General features: G+C 67.8%; 12 protein-coding genes. 10 read left to right on the top strand and 2 right to left on the bottom strand.

Features of this window, described 5'->3' with window-relative positions; translation table 11 throughout:
* The first annotated feature begins 163 nt into the window (after positions 1-163).
* From ACQY39_RS15475 to ACQY39_RS15465, 3 genes are all read left to right on the top strand, one after another.
* Positions 164-859: a response regulator transcription factor gene (locus ACQY39_RS15475; RefSeq protein ID WP_263517257.1), complete on the top strand. Its 696-nt coding sequence runs from the start codon at positions 164-166 to the stop codon at positions 857-859.
* A complete protein-coding gene (locus ACQY39_RS15470) occupies positions 856-2,346 on the top strand; it encodes a sensor histidine kinase (RefSeq protein ID WP_428507683.1) in 1,491 nt (496 codons plus the stop codon). Before ACQY39_RS15475 ends, ACQY39_RS15470 begins: the two co-directional genes overlap by 4 nt.
* 120 nt (positions 2,347-2,466) lie before the next feature.
* Positions 2,467-3,774 carry an ABC transporter substrate-binding protein gene (locus ACQY39_RS15465; RefSeq protein ID WP_428507681.1) on the top strand — a complete coding sequence of 436 codons (1,308 nt, stop codon included), beginning with the start codon at positions 2,467-2,469 and terminating at the stop codon, positions 3,772-3,774.
* Between the two features lie 21 nt (positions 3,775-3,795).
* Here the strand turns inward: ACQY39_RS15465 and ACQY39_RS15460 are convergent, their stop codons facing one another.
* Together ACQY39_RS15460 and ACQY39_RS15455 are read right to left on the bottom strand one after the other, a co-directional pair.
* Positions 3,796-4,212 carry a hypothetical protein gene (locus ACQY39_RS15460; RefSeq protein ID WP_428507679.1) on the bottom strand — a complete coding sequence of 139 codons (417 nt, stop codon included), beginning with the start codon at positions 4,210-4,212 and terminating at the stop codon, positions 3,796-3,798.
* A 7-nt stretch (positions 4,213-4,219) separates the two neighbouring features.
* Complete coding sequence (locus tag ACQY39_RS15455) at positions 4,220-4,471, bottom strand: glycine zipper 2TM domain-containing protein (RefSeq protein WP_263517261.1); 252 nt, start codon at positions 4,469-4,471, stop codon at positions 4,220-4,222.
* A gap of 291 nt (positions 4,472-4,762) precedes the next feature.
* Between ACQY39_RS15455 and ACQY39_RS15450 the strand changes: the two genes are divergently transcribed.
* The 7 genes from ACQY39_RS15450 to ACQY39_RS15420 all read left to right on the top strand — a co-directional run bounded on the left by ACQY39_RS15450 (position 4,763) and on the right by ACQY39_RS15420 (position 13,907).
* On the top strand, positions 4,763-8,164 hold the full coding sequence (locus ACQY39_RS15450; RefSeq protein ID WP_428507677.1) for an amidohydrolase family protein: 3,402 nt from the start codon (positions 4,763-4,765) through the stop codon (positions 8,162-8,164).
* Between the two features lie 213 nt (positions 8,165-8,377).
* Entirely contained in the window at positions 8,378-8,806 is a 429-nt protein-coding gene (locus ACQY39_RS15445; RefSeq protein WP_428507675.1) for an antitoxin Xre-like helix-turn-helix domain-containing protein, read from the top strand.
* On the top strand, positions 8,803-9,519 hold the full coding sequence (locus ACQY39_RS15440; protein WP_428507673.1) for an RES family NAD+ phosphorylase: 717 nt from the start codon (positions 8,803-8,805) through the stop codon (positions 9,517-9,519). The genes ACQY39_RS15445 and ACQY39_RS15440 overlap by 4 nt, the downstream gene beginning before the upstream one ends.
* A 126-nt stretch (positions 9,520-9,645) precedes the next feature.
* Positions 9,646-10,533 (top strand): ABC transporter ATP-binding protein, encoded by an 888-nt coding sequence (locus ACQY39_RS15435; RefSeq protein WP_428507671.1) that lies wholly within the window; start codon positions 9,646-9,648, stop codon positions 10,531-10,533.
* A complete protein-coding gene (locus tag ACQY39_RS15430; RefSeq protein ID WP_428507669.1) occupies positions 10,530-12,086 on the top strand; it encodes a hypothetical protein in 1,557 nt (518 codons plus the stop codon). The genes ACQY39_RS15435 and ACQY39_RS15430 overlap by 4 nt, the downstream gene beginning before the upstream one ends.
* Before the next feature lie 109 nt (positions 12,087-12,195).
* Positions 12,196-13,257 (top strand): NAD-dependent epimerase/dehydratase family protein, encoded by a 1,062-nt coding sequence (locus tag ACQY39_RS15425; RefSeq protein ID WP_428507667.1) that lies wholly within the window; start codon positions 12,196-12,198, stop codon positions 13,255-13,257.
* Positions 13,254-13,907, top strand: a complete 654-nt coding sequence (locus ACQY39_RS15420; protein ID WP_428507665.1) for a hypothetical protein — start codon at positions 13,254-13,256, stop codon at positions 13,905-13,907. Before ACQY39_RS15425 ends, ACQY39_RS15420 begins: the two co-directional genes overlap by 4 nt.
* Positions 13,908-13,916 lie beyond the last annotated feature (9 nt).

The raw sequence follows: 13,916 nt of genomic DNA, 5'->3' as shown, positions 1-13,916 counted from the left end.
TGTGACTGACCTTGGGCAAGGCTGAGGCAACAGCGATCGGACATTACACTGACCTGTTATGAATCGCTGAAACTGAAACGGATTCTTAACGATGTTAATGTTTCATTAATTCGGTATTAACCCTTGAATTGATGAAATCACCACCCTCCAGCTGCCCGCCGCCATGAACCTCTTGCTTGCCGAAGACGATGCCATCCTGGCCGATGCCCTGACCGTGCAATTGCGGCGCAGCGGTTTCGAGGTGGAACACGCGCCCAATGGCGCGGTGGCCGAGTACCTCCTGCTCAAGAACAGCTACGACATCGCCATCCTCGACCTGGGCCTGCCCATGGTGGACGGCCTGACCGTGCTCAAGCGACTGCGCGCTGCGCGGCGCGGCCTGCCGGTGCTGGTGCTGACAGCCTTGGACAGCCTGGACGATCGGGTCTCGGGCCTGAACGCCGGCGCCGACGATTACCTGACCAAACCCTTTGACTTCCCGGAGCTGCAAGCGCGCCTGCACGCCCTGCTGCGCCGCGGCCGGCCGCTGGCGGCAGGCCAGGACTTGGCACAGCTGAATTTCGACCGCGCCGCCCGCCGCGCCAGCGTGCAAGGCGAGGCGCTGGAGCTGAGCCCGCGTGAGTGGCTGCTGCTGGACCTGCTGCTGCAAGAGCGCGACCGCGTGGTCACCAAGGAGCAGATCGTGGCCGCTTGGGCGCAGGACCGCGGCGAGAACGGCGGCGGCAATTCGGTCGAGGTCTACATCCACCGCCTGCGCCGCAAGCTGGAAGGCTCGGGCCTGCAGATCCGCACCGTGCGCGGCCTGGGCTATCTGCTGGAGGCCGACAGCAGTGCCGGCGGAGCGCCCGCCGCGCCATGAGCACCAGCGCGCGCTCCCTGCACCGCCAACTCTTCGTCTGGCTCTTGATGCCCCAGGTGGTGCTGTGGCTGGCGGCCGCGCTGTTCACCTACAAGCTGGCCGAGCACTACGCCAACACCACCATCGACGCCAGCCTCTCGCAGACCTCGCGCACCCTGGCGCGCCAGGTCAAGCCCCTGGACAACGGCCTGTTCATCGATTTCCCGCGCGCCGCGCAGGACATTCTGGAGGCCGACCCCAGCGACCGCGTGCTCTACACCGTCAGCATGCCGCCGGGCCAGTTCATCCTCGGCAACCGCAATTTGCCGCCGCTGCCGCGCGGTGCCAAGCCGGTCTATGGCGAGCCCTTCTTCTACAACGGCAAGCTGGCCGCCAACGATGAAGGCGGCCCCGGCAGCGCGGCCGACAGCCCGGCCAGCGGACCGGCCAAGCCCGAAGTAGCCGAAGAACCGCAGCGCCTGCGAGTCGCCGCCCTGCTGCTGCGTTATGGCACGCCCGATTCGCCGGGCCAAAGCATGCTGGTCCAGGTGGCCCGCTCCAGCACCAACCGCGAAGCCTTGGCGCGGCAGATCCTGCTCGACACCGTCTTGCCCCTGTCCGCCCTGATGGCCTTGATGACCATGATCGTCTGGGCCGGCGTGCGCACCGGGCTGCGGCCCCTGGCGGTCTTGCAGAGCCAGGTCGAGGGCCGCGCCGCCAATGACCTGACGCCGATCAAGATCAACGACGCGCCGCCCGAGGTGCGCTCCTTGGCCCTGGCCATGAACAGCTTGCTGGTCGAGGTCAACCACAATGTGGTGGCGCAAAAGCGCTTCATCAGCGACGCCGCCCATCAGCTGCGCACGCCCCTGGCCGGGCTCAAGAGCCAGACCGAGCTGGCCTTGCTGGACGCCCAGGACCCGGCCCTGAAGGCCCGGCTGCAACTGGTGCACAGCAGCGCCACGCGCAGCGCCCATCTGGTCAATCAGCTGCTGAGCCTGGCGCGCGCCGAACCCGAATCGGCCAGCCAGCAGGCGCGCAGCACCCTGGACCTGCGCCAGCTGGCGCGCGAAGTGACGACCGAGATGGTGCCGCGCGCACTGGCAGCAGGCATCGACCTCGGCTTCGAATCCGGCGAGCCGAGCAGCCCTTGCCCGGTGCGCGGCTTCGAGTCCTTGCTGCGCGAGGCCCTGGTCAATCTGATCGACAACGCCATCCGCTACGCCGGCCGCGGCGCCAGCGTCACGGTGCGCGTCAGCCTGAGCGACGGCCAGGTGCTTCTGGAGGTCGAGGACAACGGCCCGGGCCTGCCCGAGAGCGAATGCGAGCATGTGTTCGAACGCTTTGTGCGCGCCACGCACGACGGCACCGGCTGCGGCCTGGGCCTGGCCATCGTGCGCGAAATCGTCGAACGCCATGCCGGCCGCGTGTCCTTGCGGCCGGTGCAGGCGCAGCCACCCTTGGGCTGCCTCGCGCGGGTCTGCCTGCCTGCGGCAATTCAGGGATAGCCCGCTCACCGCCGGTGCATTCAGCAGGCAAACTGTTAATTTCATGTTAATAATTAATGGAGGCCAGGGCCGCTGCTTCTTCTCATGTCGCGGCACTTGGCCCCAGATGGGGACCCGCCAATGAAACCGAATCCCGCCCTGGGGCCAAGTCGCCGCCGCCGCAGCAGCAACACCAGCAGGCTGACGGCGGCGGCCTTGCTGCTGATCTCGCTGCTGCAGCCGGGCTTGCTGCGCCAGGCGCAGGCCGGCGATATCGAGGTGCTGCACTGGTGGACCAGTGGCGGCGAAGCGCGCGCCGCCCTGGCGCTCAAGGCCAGCATGCAAGCCAAGGGCCACAGCTGGAAGGATTTCGCCGTGGCCGGCAGCGGCGGCGATTCCGCCATCACCGTGCTGCGCTCACGCGTGGTGTCCGGCAACGCGCCAGCTGCGGCTCAAATCAAAGGGCCTTCGCTGCAAGCCTGGGCGCGCGAGGGCGTGCTGACCAGCATCAACGAGGTGGCTCGGGCCGAGCGCTGGGATGAGTTGCTGCCCCAGGTGGTCAGCGATCAGATGAAGTACCGCGGCGATTACATCGCCGTGCCGGTCAATGTGCACCGGGTCAACTGGCTCTGGGTCAACCCGGCCGTGTTTGCCCGCACCGGCGCCAAGGTGCCCAACAGCTGGGACGAGTTCTTCGCCGCAGCCGAGACCCTCAAGAAAGCCGGTGTGATCGCCCTGGCCCATGGCGGCCAGAGCTGGCAAGACCTGACCCTGCTGGAGACTGTGGCCATCGGCGTCGGCGGCGCCGATTTCTACCGCAAGGCCTTTGTGCTGCGCGAGGCGGCTGAGCTGAGCGGCCCGACCATGGAAAAGGTGCTGACAACCTACAAGCGCATCAAGCCCTACACCGACCGCAACGCCCCCGGGCGCGACTGGAACCTGGCCACGGCCATGGTCATCAAGGGCGAGGCGGCGATGCAGCTGATGGGCGACTGGGCCAAGGGCGAGTTCCTGGCCGCCGGCAGCCTGCCCGGCAAGGGCTTCATCTGCACGCCGGCGCCGGGCACGGCCAAGAGCTTCATCTACGTGGTCGATTCCTTTGCCATGTTCAAGCTCAAGAACCCCGCCAACAGCGCGGCGCAGAGAGACCTGGCCAGCGCCGTCATGTCGCCCGAGTTCCAGGAGGCCTTCAACCTCAGCAAGGGCAGCATCCCGGTGCGCCTGGGGCTGAAGATGGATCGCTTCGACGACTGCGCCAAGGCCTCGGCCCTGGACTTCAATGCCGCTGCCAAGTCGGCCTCCTTGCTGCCCTCGATCGCCAACGGCATGGCGGCGCCCTCGGCCATCGAGTGGGCGCTCAAGGATGCGGTGAGCCAGTACTGGAACAGCGACAAGATGAGCGCGGCCGAGGCGATGAAGCGTATGGTCGAGGCGACGCGGGCGAAGTGAGCGGAGCTTGGGGCCTTTGACTCAAGGCGCCTTCGCCGACGAGGCGGCCGCCGGGCTGGGTGGCGCGGTCTGGCGCACGGTGATCTGGCGCAACTGACCGCCGCCACGCACCGTGCCCGAGACCTCGCCTTCATGGCGCGCCAGCGCTTCGCAGGCCGGTTTGTCCTCAGCACCGAGGCGCTGGCAGCGCTGCAAGGCATTGGCCCGCAAGGCCGCGGGGGACTCGCCGTTGTCCAACTCGCCCTTGCGCGCCGCCGCTCGGGCAGCCACCATTTCTTTCAAACAGCTGCGGAGCTCTTGGCCGCTGCTGCCGTTTAGACAGGCCTCGCGTTGCTGCTTCTGCTGTTGAGGGCTTGACTGATCCGCCGAGCCGGCGCTGGCGCCTAGCGCCAACAGCAGGATCGCGAGGGTTTGTGCGCTGCCTTGAAGGGTTCTCATGGCGGGCTCACTCAGCGTCCTGGACCGGCGGGTCCTTGCGGCCGCGCTTCTTGTTGCGATCGAGCTCGCTACCCACGATCGCCCCCACCGCGGCCCCGCCGACTGTGCCCACCGCACTGCCGCCCGTCAGCACCGAGCCGCCCACGGCGCCAATCCCCGCACCGACTGCCATATCGCGTTCCCGCTGCGACATGCCGGCGCAGGCACTCAGGTTGAGCACCAGCAGCAGTGTCCAGCCCGTTCGAGAGTTCAGCATCATGGCCATCGCGTCCTCGCAGAAGTGAGCGACCCGATTGGCCGCACACACAGCTTGAGGCGCGGCCCGGGCTTCGTCTGTCTGCAAGGACGCACAGGGGCAAGCGAGCTCGGGCTGCTGCCAAGCACACGGCGCGCACGAAGCCCTATCAAGCAGGGCTCGTCCAACCGGCCCCAGCCGCATTGCGCGCCATGCGCCCAAAGCTCGCCGCAATCGCCTTTCCAAAGGGCAATTGCCCATGGCTGGGCTGGGCTGCAGTCGCTATCCTCGCCCGGCACTTCACCCAAGTCCACCATGAGCACACCCACTGCCACTCCTTCGTTTCTAAGCCCCGCCACCGCGGGCAAGACCTGCCCCTCCGCCCTGCGCGCCTGCGCCCTGGCCGCCGCCCTGCTGGGTGCCGTGCACAGCGGCATCGCCCAAACAGCCCCGGCTGCCGAAAAGGCGACTGAAAAAGCGGCCGACAAGAAAACCTGGAACGTCAACCAGCCACCCGGCACCGGCCGCCAGGTGCAGATCGACACCCGCAGCGGCACCTGGATGAGCGTGGACGTGAGCCCGGACGGCAAGCAGCTGGTCTTCGACCTGCTCGGTGACCTCTACCTGCTGCCCATCGCGGGCGGCGAGGCCAAGCCCCTGACCCATTCCATCGCCTGGGAGCAGCAAGCCCGGTTTTCGCCCGATGGCCGCCAGATCGCTTTCCAGAGCGACGCCGGCGGCGGCGACAACATCTGGGTGATGAATGCGGACGGCAGCGGCGCCCGCGCCGTGACCAAGGAAGACTACCGCCTGCTCAACAACCCGGTCTGGCACCCCAACGGCAAGTACATCGCCGCGCGCAAGCACTACACCGGCACCCGCTCGGCCGGCTCGGGCGAGATCTGGCTCTTCCATGTGGACGGCGCCGCGGCCGGCAACAAGGGTGTGCAGCTGAATGAGAAGCCCAACTGGCAGAAAGACCTGGGCGAGCCCGCGCTCTCGCCCGACGGCAAATACCTCTACTACTCGCAAGACACCACGCCGGGCCGCAGCTTCGAATACAACAAGAATTCCAACGGCGAGATCTTCAAGATCTTCCGCCAGGACCTCAGTGACGGCACGGTCGAGGCCTTTGTGCAAGGCGCCGGCGGCGCCATCCGCCCCACCCCCTCGCCCGATGGCAAGTACCTGGCCTTTGTGCGCCGCGTGCGCAACCAAAGCACGCTCTTCCTCAAGGACCTGAGCAGCGGCCGCGAATTCGCCGCCTGGGGCCAGCTCGAGCGTGATCTGCAGGAAAGCTGGTCCATCAACGGCGTCTACCCGGCGTTTGCCTGGACGCCGGACGCCAAACAGATCGTCGTCTGGGCCCAGGGCAAGCTCTGGCGTGTCGACCCCTTCAAGAGCACGGCCGCCGAGATCCCCTTCCATGTGAAAGACCAGCGCGAGGTGCGCGAGGCCTTGCGCACGCCGCAGGAGGTGGCGCCCGACCAGTTCGCCGTCAAGCAGCTGCGCTGGGTCAACACCGCGCCCGATGGCAAGTCAGTCGTCTACTCGGCCCTGGGCCACCTCTACCTCAAGGATCTGCGCTCGGACGCGGCGCCGCGCCGCCTGACCCAGCAGCAAGGCGAGGCGTTTGAGTTCTTCCCCAGCTTCTCGCGCGATGGCCGCGAGCTGGTTTATGTGAGCTGGAACGACGACAAGCTCGGCAGCGTGCGCAAGCTGGACCTGGCCAGCGGCCGCGAGACCGTGATCACCAAGGCGCCAGGCAAATACCTCTCGCCGCGCTTCTCACCCGATGGCCGGCAGATCGCCTACGTCAAGGCCAGAGGCGGCTACCTGACCACGCCCTGGCATGGCCTGGAGAACGGCGTCTACCTGGCCGCCGCCGATGGCCGCGGCGAGCCACAGCGCATCAGCAAGGACGGCGACAGCCCGCAGTTCGGTGCCCGCAATGACGCCCTGTTTGTCAGCCGCTCCAGCATGAGCAATGAGGTCGATTCGCGCCGCTCGCTCTGGCGCATCGAGCTCAAGGACCGCAGCGAAACCGAAGTCGCGCGCAGCGAGTACGTCAGCGAATACAGCCTCTCTCCCGATGGCCAGTGGCTGGGCTTTGTCGAGCGCAGCCATGCCTATGTGACGCCGTTGCCGCAGGCCGGCAAGACCATCACCGTCGGCCCCAAGATGGACGCACTGCCGGTGCGCCAGCTCGATGTGGTGGCCGGCGAGGACATGCAGTGGAGCGGCGACAGCCAGCAGCTCTGGTTCAACCATGGCGACGAGCTCTTCAGCGCCCGCCTGGCCGAGGCCTTCCCGCCCGCGGCCGTGGACGCTGAGGGCAAGCCGGTGGCCAGCGCCTTCAAGCCCGAGACAGTGCAGCAGGCCGGCCGCAAGATCGGCTTCAGCCAGGCCAGCGACAAGCCCACAGGCCGCATCGCCATCAGCGGCGCCCGCATCGCCACCATGAAGGGCGACGAGGTGATCGAAGACGGCGTGATCGTCGTGCAGGGCAACCGCATTGCCGCCATCGGCCGCGCCGATCAGGTGCAGATCCCGGCCGACGCCAAGCGCCTGGACGCGCGCGGCAAGACCATCATCCCCGGCCTGATCGACGCGCACTGGCACGGCGGCATGGGCGAGAGCGAAATCATCCCGCAGCAAAGCTGGATCAACTACGCATCGCTGGCCTTTGGCCTGACCACCATCCATGACCCGTCCAACCGCAACGGCGACATCTTCACGCAGGCCGAAATGCAGCGCGCCGGCCTGGTGACCGGCCCGCGCATCTACTCGACCGGCTCCATCCTCTACGGCGCCAAGGGCAGCATCAATGCACCGGTTAGCAGCCTCGACGACGCGCTCAGCCACCTCAAGCGCCAGAAGGCCGCCGGCGCCATCAGCGTCAAGAGCTACCAGCAGCCGCGCCGCGAGCAACGCCAGCAGGTGATCGAGGCCGCACGCCAGACCGGCATGATGGTGGTGCCCGAGGGCGGCTCGCTGTTCCAGCTGAACATGAGCATGATCGTCGACGGCCACACCGGCATCGAACACGCCCTGCCGGTGGCCGAGGTCTACGACGACGTCAAGCAGCTCTGGACGCAGACGCAAGTCGGCTACACGCCCACGCTCAACGTGGCTTACGGCGGCCTTGATGGCGAGCATTACTGGTACGCACGCACGGAGGTCTGGAAACACCCCCTGCTGAGCAAGTACGTGCCGCGCGCGGTGCTGGAATCGCGCGGCGTGCGCCGCGAGACCGCGCCCGAGGAAGACTTCAACGTCATCCGCGTTGCCCGCACCGCCACCGAGCTGCAGCGCGGTGGCGTCAAGGCCAATATCGGCGCCCACGGTCAGCGCGAAGGCCTGGGCGCTCATTGGGAGATGTGGATGTTCGGCCTGGGCGGCATGAGCTCGCTGGAAGCCATCCGCACCGCCACCGCCAACCCGGCGCATTACCTGGGCCTGGACAAGGACCTGGGCTCGCTCGAGGTGGGCAAGCTGGCCGATCTGCTCATCATCGACGGCGATGTGCTCAAGGACATCCGCCAGAGCGACCGCATCAGCCATGTGATGCAGAACGGCCGGGTCTTCGAGGTCGGCAGCATGAACGAGGTGCTGCCGCGCCAAAAGGCCCGCAAGCCCTTCTTCTTCGACGGCGCCGACGGCCGCAGCATGCCGGTGGAGGCGCACAGCCATGGGCATGGGCATGGGGAGGATTGAGGGGCGTGAACAGGTGAACAGGTGAACAGGTGAACGGGTGAATCGGGGGGCGCGGCGCAGGATGGATGAATTCAGTGGCGAACCAAAGTCAAACTTTAGTTCGCAGAAGGACTTATACTGCCGCTGCGGTTTGATGCGGAATCGAGACCTCGCCGTCGCGCCCCGCTCGCCGTCCCATCAGGTCCGCTTTGAGTTTGTCCTCAGGAGTTCGTCATGGCTGCACTTGCGTCCGATCTGCACCCGGCCAGCGGGACCGCCCAGCCGGGCTTGCAAACCCCGGCTGCCGCCGGTGCGGCCTTGCGCACCTTCTTTCGCATCGCCCAAGCCTGGGGTCTGAGCAACGAAGAACAGCAGCGCCTGCTCGGTTGCGGCCGCACCACCTTCTACGACTGGAAGGCCGGCCGCATCAAGAGCGGCCTGGACGCGGCCACGCTCGAGCGCCTGTCCCATGTCTTCGGCATCTATGCCGGCCTGCAGATCCTCCTGCCCATTCCCGAGCGGGCCGATGCCTGGATCAAGAAAGCCAATAGCGCACCGCTGTTCGGCGGCGCCAGCGCCCTCGCCCGCATGCTGGGCGGCCAGGTCTCGGACCTGTTCGTGGTCCGCCAATACCTGGACGCCCAACGAGGCGGCTGGGCTTGAGCAAAGAACCCTTGTCCTCGGACGACATCACCACCACGCCGCTGCACTGGCCCGATTCCTGCCGCCTCTTGCCCAGCCGCTATCCGCCCGTGCTGCTGTTTGATGCGGTGGCCGATCCGGCCGACCTGGAGGTCGTCTTCGCCATCGAGTCGTTGGGCAACCCGCGCCTGCGCGAGTTGGCCGGCGAGCTGAGCCTGGTGCCGCAGGCCCAGCGCCTCAGCGGCCCGGGCAGCAGCCCCATCATGGCCGCCTTCACCCATCTGAACCCGGAAGGCAGCCGTTTCTCCGACGGCAGCTACGGCGTCTATTACGCCGCCCGAGAGCTGGACACGGCCGTGGCCGAGGTCAGCCACCACCGCGCCTTGTTCCTGGCCCGCACGAGCGAACCGGCCATTGACGTGGACCTGCGCTGCTACCGGGTCAGCATCGCCGCCGATCTTCACGAGCTGCGCAGCGCCCGCACTCCCGAACTGCTGGCGCTGCTGGACCCGCAGTCCTATGCCCACTCGCGCCCCTTCGCCGCCGACCTGCGCGCCGCCGGCAGCGCCGGCCTGGTCTATGACAGCGTGCGCCAGACCGGCGGCCAATGCATCGCCCTCTTCAACCCGCAGGCCACCCGCCCCCCGGCCCGCCAGGGCGAGCATGTGACCCTGCGCTGGAACGGCGAGCGCATCAGCGAGTGGTACCTGAAGTCCGAGCTGCACCAGCTCTGAATCGCTCCGCCGCTGCCGCCCATGCCGGCGCTTTGACGGTCTGTCGAATCCCGCAGGCATGCGCCCGGCAGTCTGCCTAGACTCGCGGCCATCACCAGCCAACACCCAGACAAAAAAGGCCGATTCATGCTGAGCATTCAAAACGTGGTCAAACGCTATGGCGCCCTGAAAGCCGTGGACGATCTCAGCCTCGAACTCAAGCCCGGCGTGCTGGGCCTGATCGGCCACAACGGCGCCGGTAAAAGCAGCCTGATGCAGATGATCGCCACGCTCAGCAAACCCAGCAGCGGCCGCATCTGGCTGGACGGCCAGGACATCGTCGCCAAGCCCGATCTGATGCGCCGCCGCCTGGGCTATCTGCCGCAGGACTTTGGCGTCTACGCGCAGCTCAGCGCGCTCGAGTTTTTGCAGTACTTCGCCGCGCTCAAGGGCGTGCGCGACCCTGCCCGCATCCAGCGCCTGCTGGAGCTGGTCAATCTGGCCCCGCATGCCAAGCGCCAGGCAGCCAGCTTTTCGGGCGGCATGCGCCAGCGCCTGGGCATTGCCCAAGCCTTGCTGAACGACCCCGATGTGCTGATCGTCGACGAGCCGACCGCCGGCCTGGACCCCGAGGAGCGCCTGCGCTTTCGCCAGCTGCTCAGCGAGATCGGTTTTTCCAAGCTGGTGATCGTCTCCACCCACATCGTCTCGGACGTGGAGAACATGGCCGGCCATCTGGCCATCATGCGCCAGGGCCGCTTGATCGCTTTCGAGTCGCCGGCCGAGCTGCTGGAGCGCGCCCGGCCGCGCGTCTGGAGCGCCGAACTGGCCCCGGGCGATTACGAAGCGCTCCGTGGCCAGGTCCATGTGCTGCAGAGCCAGCGCCTGGGCGAACAGATCCGTCTGCGCATGGCCGCCGATCAGCAGCCTTGCAGCACAGCGCGGCTCAGCGAGCCGAGCCTGGAAGAAGCGCTGATGGCCTTGCGCTACGCCCAGCAAGACAGCCCGGCTGCAGCCTTGGGCCTGGCAGCATGAAGGCCGCACTGCAAGCGATGGTGCAGAACGAGCTGCGCTTGCGCAGCCGTCGCATCAGTTCCCTGCTGGTGCTGCTGGCGGCCGTAGGCTTGGCCTGGTTGATGGTGGCAGACCCGCGCAGCGGTGTGGCCATGATGGTGGTGGGCCGCGCCCGCATGGTTTACGACAGCGCCACCCTGGCCTTCGGCAGCGCGACGCTGACCGGCATGCTGCTGGGCCTGGCCGGCTTCTACCTCTCACGCGGCCGCTGCCAGGAGGACTTTCGCAGCGGCTGCGCCCAGGTGCTGGGCGCCACACCGATGTCCAGCAGCCTGCTGCTGCTGGCGCGCTGGCTCGGCGCCCTGCTGTTTCTGGTGATCCTGACTCTGGGCATGATGCTGACCGTCTGGGTGCTGCAATGGACACGCGGCGAAGGCCCCGTCCAGCCCTTCGTCTATCTGCAAACCTATACCCTGCTGTTGCTGCCGGTGCTGGTCTTCAGTGCCAGCCTGGCCGTGCTCTGCGATGCCTGGGCGCCGCTGATGGGCAAGCGCGGCGACCTGCTGTTCTTCGGCTTCTGGATGGCCCAGTTCGCCGTCCTGCCCCTGACCCTGGGCCAGGGCATGCGCACGCTGAACCCGCTGTTTGCGCTTGACATCTCGGGCATGTCCAGCAGCCTGATTCAGCTCTGCGCCACGCTGAACACCGAACACATCTCGGTCGGCGGCGGCCCCTTCGATGCGGCCCTGCCGATGCTGAGCTTCCCGGCCGACTACTGGTCGAGCCAGTTGACGGCTCTGCGCCTGGCCGCCGTCGGCGTCGCCACCCTGCCCCTGCTGCCGGCGCTGTGGCTGTTCCACCGCTATGACCCGGATCTGGTGCGTGCCCGGCCCGTGGCACAGCGCGGTTTCTGGGCCGGCCTGCTGGCCCGTCTTCTGGCGCCGCTGACTCGGGCCTGTGCCCGCCTGCTACCGCTCAGCGCCCGCCTGCCGGGACTGGCCGGCCAGGTGCTGGCCGATGCGCTGCTGAGCCTGATCCTCAGCCCCCTGGCCTTGCTGCTGCTGCCCGCCGCCTGGCTGGCCGGCCTGCTGCTGCCAGCGGCGCAACTGCCGGCTCTGCTGATCGCCGGCTGTGCGGTCTGGGGCGTGCTGATCAGCGACCTGCCCGCGCGCGACGCGCAGTCAGGCTGCAGCGAGCTGCAGGCCGCCTTGCCCGGTGGCGCCAGTCTGCGCTACTGGCGCCAGGGCCTGGCCAGCCTTTTGCTGGGCCTGCTGTTCTGCGCGCCGGCCTTGATGCGCTGGCTGGACCCCATGGCCACGGCGGCGCTGCTGGCCGGACTCTTGCTCTTGAGCACCTGCGCCAGCCTGTTGGGCCAGGCCACCCAGGGCGGGCGCAGCTTTATGATGCTGTTCCTGAGCTGGCTGCACCTGGCCACCCAGATGCCCGATGTCCGCGCACTCGACCTGCTGGGCTTCAACCGGGCGGCCACGCCGCTGAGCAGCGGCCTGGTGCTGGCGGCCGCAGCCGGTCTGGCGCTGCTGGGCCAGGCCCTGCAGCAGCGCCGCAGCCGCTGAAATAGCCGCCGCAATAGCCGCAGAACTAGCAGGAAAAGCCGGCCGTCCACAGCGCCTAGGCGCCGCCGACGCGGCCGACAATGACCGCATCCACAGCATCGACGCCAGCATGCGCATCCTGATCACCGGCAATATGGGCTATATCGGACCGGTGCTGGTCCGTCATCTGCGTCGGGTACTGCCTGCCGCTGAGCTGATCGCTTACGACAGCGGCTTCTTTGCTCATGTGCTGAGCGCCCCGACCGCCCTGCCTGAATGCAGGCTCGATGCCCAGTACTTCGGCGATGTGCGCGAGCTGCCCGATGCCCTGCTGCGCGGCGTCGACGCCGTGGTCGCCCTGGCCGCGGTCTCCAACGACCCCATGGGTTCGCGCTTCGAAGCGGTCACCGACGCCATCAACCACCGCGCCGTGGCCGAGCTGGCCGGCCGCGCGCGTGCTCTTGGCGTACGCCGCTTCGTCTTCGCATCCAGCTGCAGCCTCTACGGCGCGGCCGAAGGCGGGCCACGGCGCGAGGGTGACGCGCTGAACCCGCTGACTGCTTACGCCCGCTCCAAGTTGGCCAGCGAACAGGCCCTGGCTGCCCTGGCCCGGCCTGGCGACAGCTTCACCGCCCTGCGTTTCGCCACTGCCTGCGGCATGTCCGAGCGCCTGCGCCTGGACCTGGTGCTCAATGACTTCGTCGCCTGCGCTGTGAGCCGGGGCGAGATCAGCGTGCTCAGCGACGGCAGCCCCTGGCGGCCGCTGATCGAGGTGCGCGATATGGCCCGGGCGATCGAATGGGCCCTGCTGCGGCCGGTCGACGAGGAACAGCCCTTTCTGGCCATCAACACCGGCGCCAGCGACTGGAACTACCAGGTGCGCGATCTGGCCGCCGCCGTGCAGCGCGCCTTGCCCGGCACGGCCCTGCACATCAACACCGAGGCGCCGCCCGACCGGCGCAGCTATCGGGTGGACTTTTCGCTCTTCCAGCGCCTGGCGCCGGCACACCAGCCGCAGATCACGCTGGACGCGGCCATCGCCGGCTTGATCGAAGGCCTGCGCGCCATGCGCTTTGGCGATGCCGACTTCCGCAGCTCCAGCTTCATGCGCTTGAAGGTGCTGGAGCAGCACATCAGCAGCGGCGCGCTCGATGAGTCGCTGCGCTGGCGTCAGACGGTGGCCGCCGCATGAGCCCCGATCCCGATCGCCTGGCCGCCTTCGTCTGCCGCCAGCTCGAAAACTTCTACCCCGATGGCCTGGACAGCCGCGCCGTGGTGCAGGCGGCCATGCCCGCGGCCCTGGACCGAGTGCGCCACTGCGTCGGCCAGGTGATCGCCTGGCCGCAGGGCTTTGACCCGGTGATGTCGGGCCAGTACGCGAGCTTCTTGTACTTCCTGTCCAACGAGGTCGGCGTGACGCTGAGAGACGGCGTCACCGCAACCCGCCTCTTTATGCTCAACAAGGCCTTGCACGGCCTGGAACTGTTCTACGACGTGGCCCTGCCCGAGGTCTTCCTGATCGGTCACACGCCAGGCCTGGTCTTCGCCAAGGCCAGCTTCGGCAGCCATCTGGTCTTCCACCAGGGCTGCACCATCGGCCACAAGCTGGACGGCCACCGCCCGCACTTCGAGGGCCACACGGTGATGTTCCCGGGCTCCATGGTGATCGGCCACTGCCGGGTGCGCGCCAACACGGTGATTGCCCCCGGCGTGGTCCTGGTCGATTGCGACACGCCCGGTGACTGCTATGTGCTGGCCGGGCCCGGCGGCCCGCGCAAGCCCATCTTCAAGGCGCTGAAGGCCGGCGCCGCGCCGTTCTGGCAGCGCTACTTTCACGCCTGAAGCAAAGGC

The organism is Roseateles sp. (assembly GCF_965262435.1).
Classification (GTDB): domain Bacteria; phylum Pseudomonadota; class Gammaproteobacteria; order Burkholderiales; family Burkholderiaceae_C; genus Paucibacter_A.
Note: the sequence above shows the minus strand (reverse complement) of the source record. Positions and strands in the feature narration are given on the sequence as shown.

Excerpts from the sequence above, each read along its gene's own strand:
- ACQY39_RS15475 (WP_263517257.1), top strand. The coding sequence starts at position 164 with ATGAACCTCTTGCTTGCCGAAGACGATGCCATCCTGGCCGATGCCCTG.
- ACQY39_RS15470 (WP_428507683.1), top strand. The coding sequence starts at position 856 with ATGAGCACCAGCGCGCGCTCCCTGCACCGCCAACTCTTCGTCTGGCTC.
- ACQY39_RS15465 (WP_428507681.1), top strand. The coding sequence starts at position 2,467 with ATGAAACCGAATCCCGCCCTGGGGCCAAGTCGCCGCCGCCGCAGCAGC.
- ACQY39_RS15460 (WP_428507679.1), bottom strand. The coding sequence starts at position 4,212 with ATGAGAACCCTTCAAGGCAGCGCACAAACCCTCGCGATCCTGCTGTTG.
- ACQY39_RS15455 (WP_263517261.1), bottom strand. The coding sequence starts at position 4,471 with ATGATGCTGAACTCTCGAACGGGCTGGACACTGCTGCTGGTGCTCAAC.
- ACQY39_RS15450 (WP_428507677.1), top strand. The coding sequence starts at position 4,763 with ATGAGCACACCCACTGCCACTCCTTCGTTTCTAAGCCCCGCCACCGCG.
- ACQY39_RS15445 (WP_428507675.1), top strand. The coding sequence starts at position 8,378 with ATGGCTGCACTTGCGTCCGATCTGCACCCGGCCAGCGGGACCGCCCAG.
- ACQY39_RS15435 (WP_428507671.1), top strand. The coding sequence starts at position 9,646 with ATGCTGAGCATTCAAAACGTGGTCAAACGCTATGGCGCCCTGAAAGCC.
- ACQY39_RS15430 (WP_428507669.1), top strand. The coding sequence starts at position 10,530 with ATGAAGGCCGCACTGCAAGCGATGGTGCAGAACGAGCTGCGCTTGCGC.
- ACQY39_RS15425 (WP_428507667.1), top strand. The coding sequence starts at position 12,196 with ATGCGCATCCTGATCACCGGCAATATGGGCTATATCGGACCGGTGCTG.
- ACQY39_RS15420 (WP_428507665.1), top strand. The coding sequence starts at position 13,254 with ATGAGCCCCGATCCCGATCGCCTGGCCGCCTTCGTCTGCCGCCAGCTC.